The organism is Pararhodobacter zhoushanensis, from assembly GCF_025949695.1.
Taxonomy (GTDB): Bacteria; Pseudomonadota; Alphaproteobacteria; order Rhodobacterales; family Rhodobacteraceae; genus Pararhodobacter; species Pararhodobacter zhoushanensis_A.
In genome coordinates this window covers 66,105-82,498 of sequence record NZ_JAPDFL010000002.1, presented here as the reverse complement: position 1 = coordinate 82,498, position 16,394 = coordinate 66,105, and the positions used below count along the sequence as shown (strand labels likewise).

12 protein-coding genes are annotated in these 16,394 nt (G+C 65.4%); 4 read left to right on the top strand and 8 right to left on the bottom strand.

The window, feature by feature from the left end:
• Positions 1-100: 100 nt before the first annotated feature.
• Genes OKW52_RS22480 through OKW52_RS22470 form a run of 3 tightly spaced genes read left to right on the top strand, consistent with a single transcriptional unit; the run spans position 101 to position 4,306 of the window.
• Positions 101-1,180 (top strand): 4-oxalomesaconate tautomerase, encoded by a 1,080-nt coding sequence (locus OKW52_RS22480; protein WP_264507826.1) that lies wholly within the window; start codon positions 101-103, stop codon positions 1,178-1,180.
• A gap of 30 nt (positions 1,181-1,210) precedes the next feature.
• The gene (locus OKW52_RS22475; protein ID WP_264507825.1) at positions 1,211-2,299 is read left to right on the top strand and encodes a type 2 periplasmic-binding domain-containing protein; all 1,089 of its coding nucleotides are present in this window, start codon (positions 1,211-1,213) and stop codon (positions 2,297-2,299) included.
• Between the two features lie 60 nt (positions 2,300-2,359).
• The gene (locus OKW52_RS22470; protein ID WP_264507824.1) at positions 2,360-4,306 is read left to right on the top strand and encodes a tripartite tricarboxylate transporter permease; all 1,947 of its coding nucleotides are present in this window, start codon (positions 2,360-2,362) and stop codon (positions 4,304-4,306) included.
• Positions 4,307-4,444: 138 nt separating this feature from the next.
• On the opposite strand, the gene OKW52_RS22465 is transcribed toward OKW52_RS22470, so the two are convergent.
• Positions 4,445-6,145 (bottom strand): ABC transporter ATP-binding protein, encoded by a 1,701-nt coding sequence (locus tag OKW52_RS22465; RefSeq protein ID WP_264507823.1) that lies wholly within the window; start codon positions 6,143-6,145, stop codon positions 4,445-4,447.
• A 295-nt stretch (positions 6,146-6,440) separates the two neighbouring features.
• Between OKW52_RS22465 and OKW52_RS22460 the strand changes: the two genes are divergently transcribed.
• A complete protein-coding gene (locus OKW52_RS22460; RefSeq protein ID WP_264507822.1) occupies positions 6,441-7,427 on the top strand; it encodes a siderophore-interacting protein in 987 nt (328 codons plus the stop codon).
• 250 nt (positions 7,428-7,677) lie between these two features.
• Here the strand turns inward: OKW52_RS22460 and OKW52_RS22455 are convergent, their stop codons facing one another.
• The 7 genes from OKW52_RS22455 to OKW52_RS22425 form a co-directional block, all read right to left on the bottom strand.
• On the bottom strand, positions 7,678-8,496 hold the full coding sequence (locus OKW52_RS22455; protein WP_264507821.1) for a ChaN family lipoprotein: 819 nt from the start codon (positions 8,494-8,496) through the stop codon (positions 7,678-7,680).
• Positions 8,493-10,217, bottom strand: coding sequence for an ABC transporter ATP-binding protein/permease (locus OKW52_RS22450; protein WP_264507820.1), 1,725 nt, complete (start codon positions 10,215-10,217; stop codon positions 8,493-8,495). The genes OKW52_RS22455 and OKW52_RS22450 overlap by 4 nt, the downstream gene beginning before the upstream one ends.
• Positions 10,218-10,221: 4 nt before the next feature.
• A complete protein-coding gene (locus OKW52_RS22445; RefSeq protein WP_264507819.1) occupies positions 10,222-12,522 on the bottom strand; it encodes a TonB-dependent hemoglobin/transferrin/lactoferrin family receptor in 2,301 nt (766 codons plus the stop codon).
• Positions 12,523-13,045: 523 nt separating this feature from the next.
• Complete coding sequence (locus OKW52_RS22440; RefSeq protein WP_264507818.1) at positions 13,046-14,035, bottom strand: branched-chain amino acid ABC transporter permease; 990 nt, start codon at positions 14,033-14,035, stop codon at positions 13,046-13,048.
• On the bottom strand, positions 14,028-14,951 hold the full coding sequence (locus tag OKW52_RS22435) for a branched-chain amino acid ABC transporter permease (protein ID WP_264507817.1): 924 nt from the start codon (positions 14,949-14,951) through the stop codon (positions 14,028-14,030). The genes OKW52_RS22440 and OKW52_RS22435 overlap by 8 nt, the downstream gene beginning before the upstream one ends.
• Complete coding sequence (locus OKW52_RS22430) at positions 14,944-15,669, bottom strand: ABC transporter ATP-binding protein (protein ID WP_264507816.1); 726 nt, start codon at positions 15,667-15,669, stop codon at positions 14,944-14,946. The genes OKW52_RS22435 and OKW52_RS22430 overlap by 8 nt, the downstream gene beginning before the upstream one ends.
• Positions 15,666-16,391, bottom strand: a complete 726-nt coding sequence (locus OKW52_RS22425) for an ABC transporter ATP-binding protein (RefSeq protein WP_264507815.1) — start codon at positions 16,389-16,391, stop codon at positions 15,666-15,668. The genes OKW52_RS22430 and OKW52_RS22425 overlap by 4 nt, the downstream gene beginning before the upstream one ends.
• Positions 16,392-16,394: the final 3 nt, after the last annotated feature.

Here is a 16,394-nt window from a genome sequence, read left to right as displayed (position 1 = left end):
GCATTAAACAGTGTGAAAAATGCATTTCACACAAAAGAAGGCAAATGGCAAGGTTCCTTCAAGCGGTCGGACAGCGACCGTAGTGAGGAGGAACCCGCCAATGCCGACAATACCCTGCGTTCTGATGCGTGGCGGCACCTCCCGTGGCCCCGTTTTTCTGGCCTCAGATCTCCCGGCCAACACCGCAGCCCGTGACGCCATGTTGATTTCGGCGCTCGGCTCGGGTCACCCGCTGCAGATCGACGGGATCGGCGGCGGCAATGCCCTGACCAGCAAGGTCGCCATCGTCGGCCCGGCCACGGTTCCGGGGGCGGACGTCGATTACCTCTTCGCGCAGGTCAACGTCGAGCGCGCTCTGGTCGACACCGCGCCCAATTGCGGCAACATGCTTGCCGCGGTAGGGCCCTACGCCATCGAGCGCGGTCTCGTCACCGCTGGCGACCCATTGACGCGTCTGGTGATCCACAACGTCAACACCGGCAAGCTGATCGAAGCGACCGTCGAGACGCCCAATGCCCGGGTGACCTATGACGGAACAACGGCCATCGCCGGCGTTCCGGGCACCGCCGCCCCGATCCGCCTGGCGTTTCTCGATGCCGCAGGCTCGAAGACCGGGAAATTCCTGCCCAGCGGGCAAATCCGTGAGATGATCGACGGGTATGACGTCAGTTTGATCGATATGGCAGTCGCTGCGATGATGGCCGATGCTCGAAGCTTTGGAAAAACCGGCGGCGAAAGTCCCGCCGCGCTTGATGGCGACCGCTCCTTCATGGCGCAGCTTGAAGCCATCCGGCTGCAGGCAGGCAGGGCGATGGGGCTGGGCAATGTGGCCGACCTCGTCATTCCGAAACCCATTCTGGTATCGCCCCCTGCGGCCGGGGGCACGATCCGCGCCCGCTATTTCATGCCGCATTCGTGCCATACGGCGGTTGCCGTGACCGGCGCAGTCTGCATTGCCGCCGCCTGCTGTACGCCCGGTTCGGTTGCCCACGCGCTTGCCGCGTTGCCTCAGCCGGATGCCCAAGGGCGTCGCCTGCTGCAGATCGAACACCCGTCGGGCAGCACGCCGATCGAGATCGAACAGAACCCGGAAACCGGCGAAGTGACCCGCGTGTCGGTCATCCGTACCGCGCGGCGCATCTTGGACGGCGTCGTCCACGTGCGCGACGTCGCTGCCTGACCCAGACTTAACTTAGGAGGAGGAGAAACCATGACCATCCTGAAAGCCATTAGCCTTCGGGCGGCCCTCGTTTGCGCGACGGCCTTCGCGCCCGTGGCAATGCCCGCCATCGCCCAGGACTTCTCGGGCCAGAACGTTGAATGGACAATTCCGTTCGGCGTTGGTGGCGGCACCGATGTCTGGGCGCGCTTTTTCGCCCCGCAATTTAGTCAGGCCCTGCCGGGCAACCCCAACGTGGTCGTGCTGAACGTGCCCGGCGGCGGCTCGATCACCGGCGCGAACCAGTTCGCGGCGCGCGCCGGTTCGAGCGGTTTTGAGGTACTGGGCACCTCGGCCTCGACGCAGTTCCCGGCGATCTTGGGCGATCCGCGTGTGCGCTACGATTATGCCAACTGGACTGCGGTCCTCGCCTCGCCGACCGGCGGCGTGGTCTATATCGCACCGCGCTACGGCGTGACCGGGCCGGGTGACATCGAGGCGCTGCGCGCCGCCGATATCCGCTTTGCGGCGCAGAGCGCGACCGGGCTTGAACTGCCAGCGTTGCTGGCCTTCGAGATGCTGGGTCTTTCCATACGTCCGGTCTTTGGCATGGAAAGCCGTGGCGCCGGGCGTCTGGCGTTTGAGCGCGGTGAGGCCGGGATCGATTTCCAGACCACACCCGCCTATCTCAACAGTGTCGTACCGCTGGTAGACTCGGGCAACGCAATTCCGCTGTTCGCGCTTGGCGTGGTCAACGCCGATGGCTCGGTCGTGCGTGACCCGTCCTTCCCCGACCTGCCGACCTTTGTCGAGTTCTTCGAGCAGGCGACGGGTGCTGCGCCTGAGGGGCAGGCTTTTGCGGCCTGGCAGTCGCTGATGCTCGCCGGTTTCTCGCTGCAGAAGATGATGGTTCTGCCCCGCGATGTCCCAGCCGAAATGCTTGCTGCCTATACGGCCGCCGCGCAACAGATCGTCGATGCGCCGGACTTCCGTGAGCGCGCCGGCGAGGAGCTGGGTGTCTATGAGCAGCTGGTCGGGGCCGAGGCCGACGCCGCGCTGACGCAAGCACTGGAGATTGACCCGGCGGTCCGCGAGTATCTGGTCACCTGGTTGCGCGACGAATTCAACGTCAACCTGTGACGCATTGTCGACGGAACCCCGAGGAGGTTCCGTCGACGTTCTATTTTGGGAGGGACAATCATGCTGGACGCCGCACTTCTTGCGCTGAGTCAGGTCTTCACCGGCGCGCATCTGGGATTTCTGGTGATCGGCGTCCTCGTCGGCCTGGTGGTGGGCATCCTGCCCGGGCTGGGCGGCATCGCCGGCATGTCTATCCTGCTGCCGTTTCTCTACGGGATGGATCCGACCTCGGCGCTTGGCATGCTCATCGGCATGGTTGCTGTGATCCCGACAGGTGACACGTTCACGTCGGTGATGATGGGGATACCCGGGTCCAGTGCAAGTCAGGCAACGGTGCTCGATGGCTTCCCTCTCGCCAAGAAGGGTGAGGCCGCCCGCGCCCTGTCGGCAGCCTTTGCAAGTTCGCTGTTCGGCGGTGTCATCGGCGCGCTGGTCCTGTCGGTGGCGATCGTCCTGGCGCGACCGCTGGTTCTCTCTTTCTCCTCGGCCGAACTCTTCATGCTCACGCTCTTCGGCCTGTCAATGGTCGCGGTGCTTTCGGGCCGAAGTCTGGCCAAGGGCATTGCTGCGGCGGGCCTCGGGCTGATCATCGGCGTGATCGGGACCGCGCCTGCGACCGGCGAGCTGCGGATGACGCTGGGCATCGACTATTTGTATGACGGCATTCCGCTGGTCGTGGTGGCGATGGGCCTGTTCGCCATCCCCGAGATCATCGACCTTCTCAAGCGCGGCACCGCGATCTCCGAGACCACCGGGCTGGGCGGCGGCTGGGGCAAAGGTCTGCGCGATGTGCTGCGTCACCCTTGGCTGGTGGCCCGCTGCGCGGGTCTCGGCTGTGTCATTGGCGCCCTGCCGGGTCTTGGCGGCGCGGTGGTCGACTGGATCGCCTACAGCCATGTGGTGCAGACCAGCCGCGACAAGTCGCAATTCGGCAAGGGTGACATCCGCGGCGTTATCGCGCCGGAATCCGCCAACAACGCCTGTCAGGGCGGCGCGCTGATCCCGACGCTTCTTTTCGGCGTGCCGGGTTCGGGCTCGATGGCGGTGTTCCTTGGTGGCATGGTGCTGCTGGGGATCCAGCCCGGCATCACGCTGGTCGAGACGCGGCTTGACCTGACCTACACGATCATCTGGTCCCTCGCGCTGGCCAATATCGTCGGCGCCGGGCTTTGCGTCTTGCTGGCGCGCTATGTCGCGCGGTTGACGCAGATCCCCTTCGTCTATCTCGCGCCGTTCATGATCATGATCACCATGTTTGCCGCCTATCAGGCAACGCGGTCCATCGCCGATCTGGTGGCGCTGCTGGTGATGGGGGCGGTCGGACTTTATATGCGCCGCTTTGGGTGGCCGCGTCCGGCACTGCTCATCGGTTTTGTGCTCGCGCCGGGGGCCGAGGGCTATCTTTATCAGGCTGTCCAGTTCTACGACTGGGACTGGATCTGGCGGCCGGGCGTGCTGATCATCGCTGGCATTACGGTCGCCTCGGTGGTTCTTGGCCTGCGCTACGGCACCGAGATATCGAGCGAGGGCGACACCGATCCCGCTGCAAATGCGACCCGGCCGCGCCAGTTTGCCTTTGCCGCGCTGTTCCTCGCGGCGTCGGGTGCCTGTATCGTCACCGCCTTGGGGCTCAGCTTCCTTGGCCAGGTGTTTCCGCTCACGATCGGGCTTCTGGCGGGTGGCGGCGCGCTCTGGGTGCTGACCCATCTCTACGGAGCGCGGGCCTCAGCGATCCACGATGATGACGCGGCGCTGGCCCTTCAAGGGCGCTGGTCCGGGCGCGAGCTTTACCTTGGTGTCTTCATCGCCGTGGTTGCCGCAATCTGGCTGATCGGGTTTCTGGCGGCGATGGCGATCTTCTTTCCGGTCTTCCTGATCGTCGCCGGAAAGGCCCCGCTGCTTCGCGCTGCAATCCTGACCAGTGCGGCCGTTGCTTTCATCTATGGCATCACCACGGCCATGTCCCTGCGCCTTCCCGAGGGCCTGCTCATGTCCGTCCTCAGCTGAGCCGGTTTGGGCCGGACTGCGCGAGGCAATGGCGCACAGTCCGGCACCACCAGCCCGCGACCCTGATCAACGCCGGAAAACGCGGCCTTCGGGTGGTCCGACGTTGGGGAGCGGATCAAGTTCAGGGGCAGGTCACACTCAATCCACCATCGAGAAATACGCGGATCGGCGGTTCACGAGCTGATCATGGCGACCGCTTTCAACGATCCGGCCCTCGTTCAGGACGACGATCAGGTCAGCGTGACGAATGGTTTGCAGCCGGTGTGCGATGACCAAGGTGGTCCGGCCCTGAGAAAGCGTTTCAAGAGCGGCCTGCACCTTGCGTTCGGTGCCCCGATCGAGGGCGGATGTTGCCTCGTCCAGAAGCAGGATCGGCGGGTTGCGCAGGAAGACCCGCGCGATGGCGACCCGCTGCTTCTGACCGCCGGACAGCATCACCCCCCGCTGACCGACCCTTGTCTCCAGCCCCTCGGGCATCCGCGCTACCAGATCTTGCAGCTGCGCGTTCTCGACGGCGGACAGGATCTCTTCCTCGCTGGCATCGAGTCGGCCATAGGCGATGTTTTCCCTGAGGGTGCCGCCGAACAGAAACACATCTTGCGACACCAGCCCGATCTGGTTGCGCAGGCTCTCGAGCGTCATCTGGCGCACCGGGATGCCGTCGATCCTGACGTCGCCACCGGTCGGCTCGTAAAAACGCGGCAACAGGGCCATCAACGTCGTCTTGCCCGCGCCCGACGGCCCGACCAGAGCCACCGTCTGACCCGGCTCGACGACCAGCGAAACGCCGTTCAACACGCCTTGCGCGCCGTCATAGGTGAACGCCACATCGTCAAACTCGATCCGTCCCGCGAAGGCGGGCGCAGGCCGGGCATCGGGGCCGTCCGCGATGTCCGGCTGTTCGGCCAGCAGCGCTTGAAAACGCTGAAAGCCCGCGATGCCACGGGGATAGGTTTCGATGACCGCAGCGATCTTTTCCAACGGGCGGAAAAACACCCCGACCAGCAGCAGAAACGCCACAAAACTGCCTGTCGACAGGGTGCCTGCGAAAACAAAGACGGCGCCTGCCACCATCACGATCACCTGCACAAGGCGCAGGCCCATGTACTGCAGCGTGGTTGCTGCCGCCATGATGCGGTAGGCGTCCAGCTTGGTCGCGCGGTAGTCGTTGTTGGCTTGTGCGAAGAGCTCTCGTTCATGCGCTTCGTTGGTAAAGGCCTGCACCACACGGATGCCGCCCAGCGTCTCTTCGAGCCGCACGTTGAACTGTCCGACACGGCCATAAATCGACTGCCAGGCCCGCGTCATGCGCCCGCCATAGACCGCCAGCAGGATGACCATCACCGGCACGATGACCGCGGTCATCAGTGCCAGCGGGACGTGGAACCAGAGCATCAGGGCGAAGGCGCCCACGAAGGTCATGATCGCGATGAACAGGTCTTCGGGCCCGTGGTGTGCGACCTCGCCGATCTCTTCAAGATCGCGGGTCACGCGGGCCACCAGTTTGCCGGTCTCGGCCTTGTCGAACCAGCGCCAGTTAAGGCGCGTGAGATGCGCGAAGGCGCGGGCGCGCATCTCGGTTTCGATGGTGATACCCAGTTTGTGGCCCCAATAGATCACCACCGCCATCAGCCCCGCATTGATCACGTAGATCAGCACCAATGCCGTTGCTGCCCACAGTGTCAGCCCGACTTCGCCACGCGGCAGCAGGTGGTCGATGAAACCCGCTATGGCCAGCGGGAAGGCCAGTTCCAGCAGTCCCGAAAGCACGGCGCAGCCGAAATCCAGCCAGAAAAGGCGCATGTGCGGACGATAGTAGGCGAAGAACTGACTGAGCATGGGCGACCTTCAGGCGTTGGGGGTTGGCTGACCGAAGGCTGGCTACCGCAAGGTTTTTGCGCGCAAAAGTGGCGCGCGGCAAGATCGGCGTGGCAAGAAAGACCACTTGAAAGCGGATTTTCGGGGGGATGAACGGCGCTGGGGCAAGACACCGTTTGACCCCACAAGCTGCCGAGGCTACATCACACGTGCCAGCCCGATAGCCCGCCTCGTTCCCAGATTTCAACCGACGAGAGCGCAGCAGATCATCCGTGGTCTGTCTCGTCAGATTGACGAACAGGTCAGGAGGCTCCCAATGCCCACCGCAACCGGAATGCTGCCTATCGAGGCCCGTACAGCGCTGTCCCCGCTGGCCGAGCGCGCACGTGCCCGTGGCGCTGCCGTCGAGAGCCGTGAGGGTCAGGTGACGATCCGTTCCAGCGCCGGTGTCGTCACCGCTGCCGCCCATCCGCGAGGGGTGCAGATCAGCGTGGCTGCCACCGAGACGCAGCAGATGAGCGCGTTGGTCGACCTGATCAACGGGTTCTGTGCGACGGCTTTCGACGCGGTGCCGCATTGGATGGGTCTGCAACCGCCGAAGATGACGATGACAAGGGTGGTTTCGATCAGGCAGATCTCGCCAAACTTCCGCCGGGTCAGACTGGCGGGTGATTTCTCGGCGTTCATGGATGGCCAGAGTGCGCATTTCCGCTTTGTTCTTGGCCCTGAAGGTGCCGACTGGCCGCGGACGGGCGAGGCGGGCGTGGAATGGCCCGGCGGCATCGACGCATGGCACCGCCCGCCCTATACCATCGTCGCGCTGGACCCGGAGGGGCGCTGGCTGGACACCGATGTCTTTGTGCACGAGGGCGGGCGGGTGACCGAATGGACCGCGACCGCGCAACCGGGCGACGCGATGTTGATCGCGGGACCGGGTGGCAAGGCGGTTCGGCAAGCGCCGTGGCTGGGGCTTGTCGGCGACGAGACGGCGCTTCCAGTGATCCTGCGCGCCTTGAAGGCCGCTGAACCTGGGACGCGCGGGCACGCTTTCGTGCTGGTGCCCGATCTTGCAGACGCTCAGGAGGTGGCACTGCCGGACGGGCTGTCGCTGACGTGGATCGCGCGCGGCGCGGGTGTTGATCTGTTGTCACTGCTGCACCGGCTGTCGCTGCCGGACGGGCCGCGCTCGGCTTTCTTCGCGGGCGAACGGTCCGAGGCAACCGCCGCGCGCGAGATCGCCGCCGCGATGGGGCTTGGTCCTGACGAGTTCCGCGCCGCGACCTACTGGACTGCAGGCCGGTAGCCGCCCGCAAGCCAGCGCCAAAGCCGCAGATTTTGACGTCAGGACTGTTTGCGCGGGACCGGCACTGCGCGAACGGTCTTGGGGTCAATGATCACGCGGACAGGCAGTCCGGACACGTGTTCCAGCCGGTCCTCGCCGCATTGCCCGACCCTGACGGCACGCCATGTTCAGGGGCCGGGCAACAGCAGATCGTCTGAAAAACCCAGCGACGCGGGACTTGGATCTACTCCAGACAGCTGCGCCGGACCTGTCAGTCCGGCACCATCGGCAAGCCGTAGACCGCGCAGGCCAGATCGGGGGCAGGGGGCGTTGCCGTCGGGCCTGCCTCTTGCGGCAACAATACGCGCGCGCCGCTGAAGCCGAGGTCATCAAGCTGCGCGGGCGTGCCGCCGCGGTACTCCAGATGACCGCGCCCGATGATCCCGACGACCAGCGCATCCGGCCAGCGCTGTGCAGCCTCGACGATGCGGCAGGCAAAGGCCCGGTCCCAGGTCTGCTGCGCCCGCACGAAGCGGTCAAATGCCGGGTCGTCAGGCCCTTGCGCTGCCCGGTCAGGTCGCGCGCCGCCGGTGATATCGAACAGGTAGCGCCGATAGGCGGGGCTTGCCGGTGCTGAGGGGGTGATCCCCTCGCGGGCCTCGACGGGAATGCTGTCCCAGCCCCCGGCACCCACGTCGCTGACCAGCGCGCGGCGGCAGTTCAGGCCGACCATCGGGACGCGATGCAGGCGGCAGAAGTGGAAGAGCGGCAGGTAAAGCTCGGCCGGGAACCCCCAGACCTTGCTCCATTCCGCCCGTTCGAGAAACTGAGCCTCGTCGAGATTGCCTGCAACCCAGTCGGCCAGTACAGGATCCAGCCGCTGCGGGAACATCTCGAACCCCATCACCAGCTTGGGCCGGTGCGCCAGCAACCCGGCCGCGACCTGCATCTGCCAGCGGTGCTGGTCGGCGCGGTCATGCCGCTCGCCGAGCAGAACCGCAGGGGCGCGGGCCATCTCGGCCATCACCTGCGTGTGGCCGGGCGTTGTGCCATCGGCGGGATAGAGCCATTTTCCGGGCGCAGGTGTCATGCGCTGATCCTTTCATCAAAGGGACCGATAGCCAGCTCGCCATCGGGATCCAGCCCGACAGGAGGGCGGTGCGCGACGCAAAGTATCGTCGCCTGTGGCAGCTCGCGGCGCAGCAACGCCAGAAGCCGGGTTTCCGACGCGGGATCAAGCGCGCTTGTCGCTTCGTCCAGCAACAGCCAGCGCGGACGCAAGAGCAGCGCGCGGGCCAGCGCCAGCCGCTGACGTTCGCCCATCGACAGACCCTGCAGGGTGCCGGGCCCGTCGGTGGTTACAAGCCGCGCTTCCAGCCCGACCTTGCGCAGCAACGCATCCAGCATTGCGCGGTCATAACTTGCCGGATCCAGCGGATAGGACAGTGTTGCCAAAAGCCCGTCCGAGAACGCGACGGGAACCTGCGGCAACGCCATCAGCGGGGCATCGGGCAGCGTGATACTGCCCGTGCCATAAGGCCACACACCGCGCAGCGCGGAAAGGAGTGTCGTTTTCCCGCGCCCTGAAGCACCCCGGATCCAGATCCTTTGCCCGGCCGTGATGGTACAGTCGGGAACCGGGTCCAGCGCCCGCCCCGACGGGGTAAAGAGCTGAAGGCCCGACAGGCGCAGGCGGTCGCCGCCGCCGGTCACCCGCAGCAAGCTGCGCGGCGCATCGGGTGCGGGACGGGGCGCGGCGGTCGCAAGGAACAGCCCGTCCAGCCGCTCGGATACGGCGACAAAGCGGGCGATCCGGGCGTAGTAGAACACGAAATAGCTCAGCGTGGTCGTGACGTTGGAAAACGCGCTGGCCGTCTGCATCAACCCGCCCAGCGTCACTGCCCCGCCGAAATAGGCGGGCAGAGCCAGAAAGGTCGGAATGCGCAGGACGGTGTAGCGGTAAGGCTGGGTATAGAGACCCAGAATGAACTCCCGCCCGATCAGCTGTTTCCAATTGTCCCTGAGGCGGGCAAAGCGCGCCGCCAGCCGCCGCCGCTCGGCGTCTTCTCCCCCGGCCAGGGCGATGGCATCGGCGTTGTCGCGCACCTGAACCAAGCCGTGCCGGAAATCGGCCTCGACGCGCTCTTGTCGAAAGGCGAGGTTCTTGAGCGGCTTGCCGAGCAGATGGGTGATCAGCGTCGAAAGTGCGACATAGAGGAAGGCCGCCCAGATCATGTAGCGCGGGACGATGATGTCGATTCCGACAAACGAAAGCGACAGCGGAAAGCCCGAAAGGTTCCACAACACGGCAAGATAAGTGACCAACGCGACCGAGCGGGCGATCATGTCAACGGAAAATTCGAGCAGGTATTCGATGAACAGGTTGCAATCCTGCGCGATACGCTGATCGGGGTTGTCGATCGGATCGGGGCTGAGGCCGGGGCGCAGATGCCAGTAAGCGCCATCGGTCAGCCATTGATTGAGCGCCCTTTCGGTCAGTCGCTGGCGCCACGCAATCTGCAACTGCTTGGTCAGCCAGGTGCCGATCAGGGACGCGCCGGCAGTCGCGGCGATCAGAATCGCGAAGACGCCGATCTGGCGCAGCGCTTCAACCGCATCGAGTTGTTCCAGCGCGTCGTAAAAGACCTTGGACCAGTTGATCATCTGAACCGAAAGCCAGACGCCAGAGAATTCGAAACCGAGGATGAGCACGAAAAGGCCGAGTCCGGACCAGGCGCCCATGAGCCCCCGGTCCGGTCCCGAGGCGGCCAGCCAGGCCAGTCGCCCCAGGCGTTTGAGCACAACGCCCATCGCGTCAGAACCGCGCCTGAAGCGCGACGGTGATCTCGCGCCCTGAACCGAGGCGCAGGTCGAGAGGGTTCTGCCGCGCAACCGCCTCGGTGGGAGAGGTCGTGACGCCGATTGCTGAATCGGTGAAATAGGCCCGATCAAAGAGGTTGGTCACGCCGATGCTGAGCACGGCTGTTTCGGTCAGTTCGTAGCGGGCAAAGAGATCGACCAACCCGTAGCCTGCCGGGCGGAATCCGGTGTCGGAGGCGGTTTCCTTAACCCCATCCGCGAAGCGCAGGTAGCTGTCCATCGACCAGCGGCTTCCTGCGGGCTGCCAGTTGAGGCCAACGACGCCGCTGAGTTCACGCAGATCGGCACGGGTTTCGGCGCTGGCGGGTGTCACGCGATCCACGCCGCGCTGCCAGTTCAGCGAGCCGTTCAGCGTCCATTCAGTGTTCAGCCGGTACTCGCCCGCAAACTCGATACCCCAGACTTCGCGTTCGGAAATGTTGCGATAGGTGTAATCATTGGTGCCGGGCGGGTTGTAGAACGACTGAATGAAGTCCGAATAATCCGCATGGTACGCGCTGACCGACAGGTAGCCCCAGCCAGCCTCGGCCCGCGCGCCGATTTCGACGTTGAGCACGTGCTCGGGCAGCAGGTCCGGTGCCGGGACAAGGTCAAAGAACGTCCCCGGCAGCGAGGTATAGAGTTGCTGCGCGGTTGGCATCTTGAAGCCCTGGCCGATGTTGCTCCACAGTGTCCATGTCGGCGATATCTCCCAGCGCGCGCCCAGACTTCCCAGCAGTTCGGCACTGCGACGGGCCACGGGTTCGGACCCGGGCACGACGGCGTAATCGGCATTCGGGCGCGGGTCGATCTCGTAGGTTGCATAGCGCAGGCCCGGCGTCAGTTCGAACCGGCCACCGGCAAGGCTGATGCGGTCCTGCACATAGATATCCGCACGCGTCGTCGTGGAATTGGCAAAGTTGAAGCCGCCCGCAAAGGTGGTCACGTCGGACCCGGTGGTCTGGTTCCAGACGCGGCTGGCGCGGTAGTAATCGGTTTCGGTCACGTCGCCATCAAAGCCGAACGTCAGCGCGTGCTCGGCCCCGCCCAAGCTGAAGCTGCGCACGCCCTGTATGTCGAACTCGGTGAAGGCCTCGTCGTAATCGAGCCAGTCCTCGGTCTGGACAAGCTCGCCCGTGCCCGTGACATGGCGCCGGACGCGATAGGTGGCATATCCGCCCGGCGCATACGACAGGGTCGTGGTCAATGAATCGACGACGCCGCTTTCGGGCGTCCATTCATGGCTCAGCGCATAGCGCTGACGGCGAAGATCCTGCTGACGTTCGTCGACCTGAACAGTGTTTGTCGACCCCGTGACGAGGCCGAGGTTCTGGTCGAAGGCAACCGTGGTCACCCTGCGCATCAGGTCGGCGGTGAAATCGAAACTATGCTCGGTGGTCGGCGTCCAGTGCAGCCGGACAAGGCCGCGCTGGGTTTCGATATCGGTCGGGTCGAACTGGTTGCACGGGGTTGCACCGGCGGCCAGATCGCGCGGGCAGCCCCCCCAGAGGTCGCTGTAAAGCCCGCCATTGGCCGAAGCAGTCGACGTTTCAGGTTCGTTTGCGGCCAGGGTTGACGCGCCAACCAGCAGCGTCAGCGAGTCCGAAAGGCGTTGCGCGAAGGTGACCGAGGCGGTGCGGGTGTGGGTATAGCTGTCATAGCCCGTTCGGGTTTCACCACCGCGGTCCCGGCCTTGCAACATGTCCTCGGCGGTGATTGTTTGCAGCGCAACAACACCGCCAAGCGCATCCGCCCCCCAGACCACCGACGCCGGGCCGCGCACGACTTCCGCCTGCCGGATGAAGCTGAAATCAAGGTAATCGCGCGTGCCGTCGGTGATGCGTTCCGGCAGGCGAGAGCCATCAATCAGCGTCAGCACCCTGTTGCCGCCGACTCCGCGCATGTTGAAGCCATCGAAATCATTGAAAGGCTGCGCCGCGTTGATCTGCCGGTTGACCGTCAGTCCCGGCACGTAGCGCGTCAGCTGCTGCATGTCGGTCACGCCCTGTTCCTGAAGATCCTCGCCGTCAATCACCGTTACGGTTGCGGGGACTTCCAGCACAGGACGCGGCAGGCGGCTGGTGAAATAGGTGATCCGGCCAAGCCATTGGGGCGCTGCGGTCGATGCGTTCTGCTGCGCCTGAACCAGCCCGGGTGCCAGCGCCGCGCACAGCGCCAGGCCTCCGACGGTGGCCAACAAGCGCGCACACTGGTGGGATGACCGCGCACCGGGCGCGGTCAGATGGTGAGATGTCATAAGTGTTATCCTGCCGCGACGGGCGGTTTCTGAGACGCTGGCAGGTCGCTGGCGAGGTGAACGTTGAGGGGCGCGGACCCTGTCAATGCGTGCGCATTGCCGAGTGGGCCGCGAGTGCCTCGAAACGGGTCGATGATGGTCGGGGATCTGGCCGCTGGGGGACGCGATGGTCCCCGCCCGCTGGATGCGCATTACCTGACAATTATAGTCACCTTTAGCAAGCGGTATTCCGCCTGCCAGCACCGGGCACCCGCACATGTTGCCGATCAGCAACGGATCCGCGGCATTGGCCCGGTCGCACGCTTGTCTTTGTAACGGCTTTCGTCGCGCAGGGCATCGCTTCCCTGATCCTGACGCCAACGGCGGAAAGTGCCGGGAACTTCAGGAAACGCGTTCACCGGCAAGCCCGAATTGTTGAGCAGAGGGGCGCGGGCTTAGGCGCGGCACCAGCAGGGAAATGAGCCACAGATAGAGGATGCCGCACACCATGAGCGTCAACGCGCGGCGGACAAGGGAGGCCGCGCTACCGTCGCGTGTCGGCCAGAAGCCTGCGCATCGTCAGCGGCTCTCTGCCCTGTCGTCTGGACAAGGCACCGACCAGCCCGCCGGGCAGGAACAGCGCGAAACCGATCGCCAGCGCGCCGACGCCAAACAGATACCATGCACCGATATCGCCGAAGAGCTCTTGCAACGCCATGAGCAGCACAGCGCCGACCAGTGGCCCGGCGAAGGTGCCGAGGCCTCCGGTCAGCACCATGAACAGCATGAACACGGTCCATTGTATCCCAAACCCCGTCCGGGGCTGAAACGTGATGGCCGAGGCGAGCCAAAGCGTCCCCGCCAGTGCGCAGCCCGCGGCAGCGACCACGAAGATCAGACGTTTGACGCGGAAGGTGCTGACGCCGACCGCCGCAGCGGCTTCCTCGTCATCGCGGATCGCCTGTGCCTCGGCCCCCAACCGTCCGCGCAGCAAAAGGTAGCTGCCGACCAGCGCCCCGGTCGCCGCCGCAAGGGTGAGCAGATAGATCACGGTGCGCCGCACCTCGGGGTCAAAGGCGTTGAGCGCGATCAGCGAGGTGCCGGTTTCGCCCTGCACCAGCGGATCGAACATGACGACCTGGCGGAAGACCTCGGCGATCACCCACATGGCAATGGCGAATTCACCAATCTTGAGGCGCAGCACGAACCACGCAAGCAACCACGCCACCCCGGCCACCAGCACGGGTGCAAGCACCAACGCGGGGAAGGGGCCGACGCCCGCCTCGACCAGCCGCACCATCGCGTAGCCGCCCAAACCGACGAAGGCTTGCTGCCCCACCGAGACAAGACCCGCATACCCGGCAAGCAGGTTCCACATGAAAGCGAGCAGGACGTAGATGCCCAACTGCGTGAGCTTGTCGACCACCAGCGCGGGCGCGACCACCGGGGCGAGCACCAGCAGAACCAGCAGCGCGCAGGCCCCGCCGATCAGGTGGCGGTCCGCGCCGGGCATGGGCAAGAGACGCTCAGACATTGGATTTTCCTTCCGTGCGGCGCAGCAAGGCGGACCAGCCACCCCGCGACAGGGCCTCATCACGCAGCACCCGGAATGCCAGTACCGCCAGCAACACCAGATGACCGGCCAACAGCGGCGCCTGTGCCGAGATCGTGCCACCCAGCGTCTGCGCGACGCCCAGAATGATCCCGCCCACCAGCGTGCCCCACAGGCTGCCAATGCCGCCAATCACCACGGCCTCGAACGCGAAAATCAGCTGCGCGGGACCGGAATAGGGCGTCACCTGCGCCCGCATCGCCAGCAGAACGCCGCCCAACGCTGCCAAGGCCATGGCGGTTGCAGCGGCGGCGCGGTGAACCTGACGGGCATCGACGCCGGAAAACTCTGCGGCTTCGGGGTCAGAGGCGGTGGCACGGATCGCGCGGCCCAGCGGCGTATGGGTCAGCACCAGATGCAGCAGGCCCAGCACAACGACTGCCAGCACGAAGGTCAGCGCCGGAAGCGCGCCGACGTTGATCCCGCCGGGCAACAGCCAGCCCGACCACGACAGCGTACCGATATGGGCTCCCAGCGACCGGGTGTTGGACCCAAACAGGCCGAACATCGCGTTTTGCAATGCCGCGCCCAGACCGACGGTCACAAGGATCGGCACCAGCGCGCCCCCCTTGAGCGCACGCTCGAACATCAGACCCTGCATCAGCCAGCCCAGTGCCGCCATCACCGGCAGCACCGTCACCAGCGCCAGCCAGAGCGGCCAGCCTATCTGCTCGACAGCGAACAGCGCCAGCATCGCGCCCAGCACCAGAAAGTCGCCATGCGCCAGATTGATGAATCGCACGACGCCAAACATCAGCGACAGCCCGGCGGCGATGATCGCGTAATAGCCACCCAGCAGGACGCCCTGCACCACGGCATTGAGATAGGTCTCAAACATGCTGCACCTCGTCCTCGGTCAGTCCGAAATAGGCGCGGGTAATCGCCGCGCGGGTCAGGTCAGAGGGGCGGCCCGCGAGCACCGCCCGCCCTTCGGCCATGCAGATCACCCGGTCGGCAAAAGCCAAGGCGCGGGTCAGGTCTTGCTCGACGACCAGCATCGCCATGCGGCCAGCGGCGCGCACCTGCGTCAAAGAGGCATAGACGCCCTCTACCGCCGCAGGAGACAAGCCCAGCGAAACTTCGTCCAGCAGCAGCACGTCCGGATTTGCCATCAACGCCCGGCCAATCGCAGCGGCCTGCCGCTGTCCGCCAGAGAATCCGCCGGTCGGCAGGTCGATCAGCGGGGCGAGCTGGGGGAAAGCCGCGAGAACACGCTCAAGCGTCCAGTCACCGCGACGGCCATTCTCGGCGGCGATCCTCAGGTTCTCGCGCAGGGTCATCTCGGGAAACAACCGCCGCCCTTCCGGCGACAGCGCAATGCCGGCGCGGACCCGGCGATGGGTCGGCAGCGCGGTCATGTCCTGCCCGTTCAGCAGGATCTGCCCGTGGGCCAGCACATGCGCCCCGGCAATGGCGCGCATCAGGGTCGTCTTGCCCGCTCCATTTGCCCCGATCAGGCACACGACCTCGCCGGGGTCCAGCGTCAGCGACACGCCGTTGACGGCGGTCAGCAACCCGTGACGGGCCGTGGCAGTCTCGACAGACAGCAGGGTCATTCGGGGTCACTCCCCAGATAGGCGGCCCGGACCTGCGCGTCGTCCATCACCGCGCGCGGAGAGCCTTGGGCCAGAATGCGCCCCTCGGCCATGCAGACCAGCCGGTCGATGACGCGCAACAGCGCATGCAGGATATGCTCGATCCACACGATGGTCAGACCCTGCGCTTTCAGGGTCAGGATCAGGGCGACCAGCACGTCCAGCTCGCCCTCGGTCAGCCCGCCGCCGATCTCGTCCAGCAGGATAACGCGGGGTCTGGTCGCCAGGGCGCGGGCCAGTTCCAGCCGCTTGCGGTCGAGCAGTCCCAGCGCCCCGGCAGGTCGGTTGGCCATCGCGCGCAGTCCGGTTGCGCCCAGGATCTGCGCGGCGTGGTCAATCGACGCCTCGGTTTTCAGATCGCCACCGGCACGGGCAGCGACCTGAACATTCTCGAACACCGTCATCCCCAGAAACGGGCGCGGCACCTGATAGGTGCGGGCGATCCCCAGCGCGCAGCGTCGGGGCGCGGGCAGCGGCGTGATCACCGCGCCGTCCAGCCGGATCTCGCCCGCGCTGAGCGGAAACGCCCCGGCCAAGGCGCCAAACAGCGTGGTTTTGCCCGCGCCATTGGGACCGACGATCCCCAGCGCCTCGCCCGGCTGGACGGCGATATCGACACCGTCCACCGCGCGCAGACGGCCATAGCTTTTGACCAACCCGGTCCCCGACAGGATCGCCTGCATGCT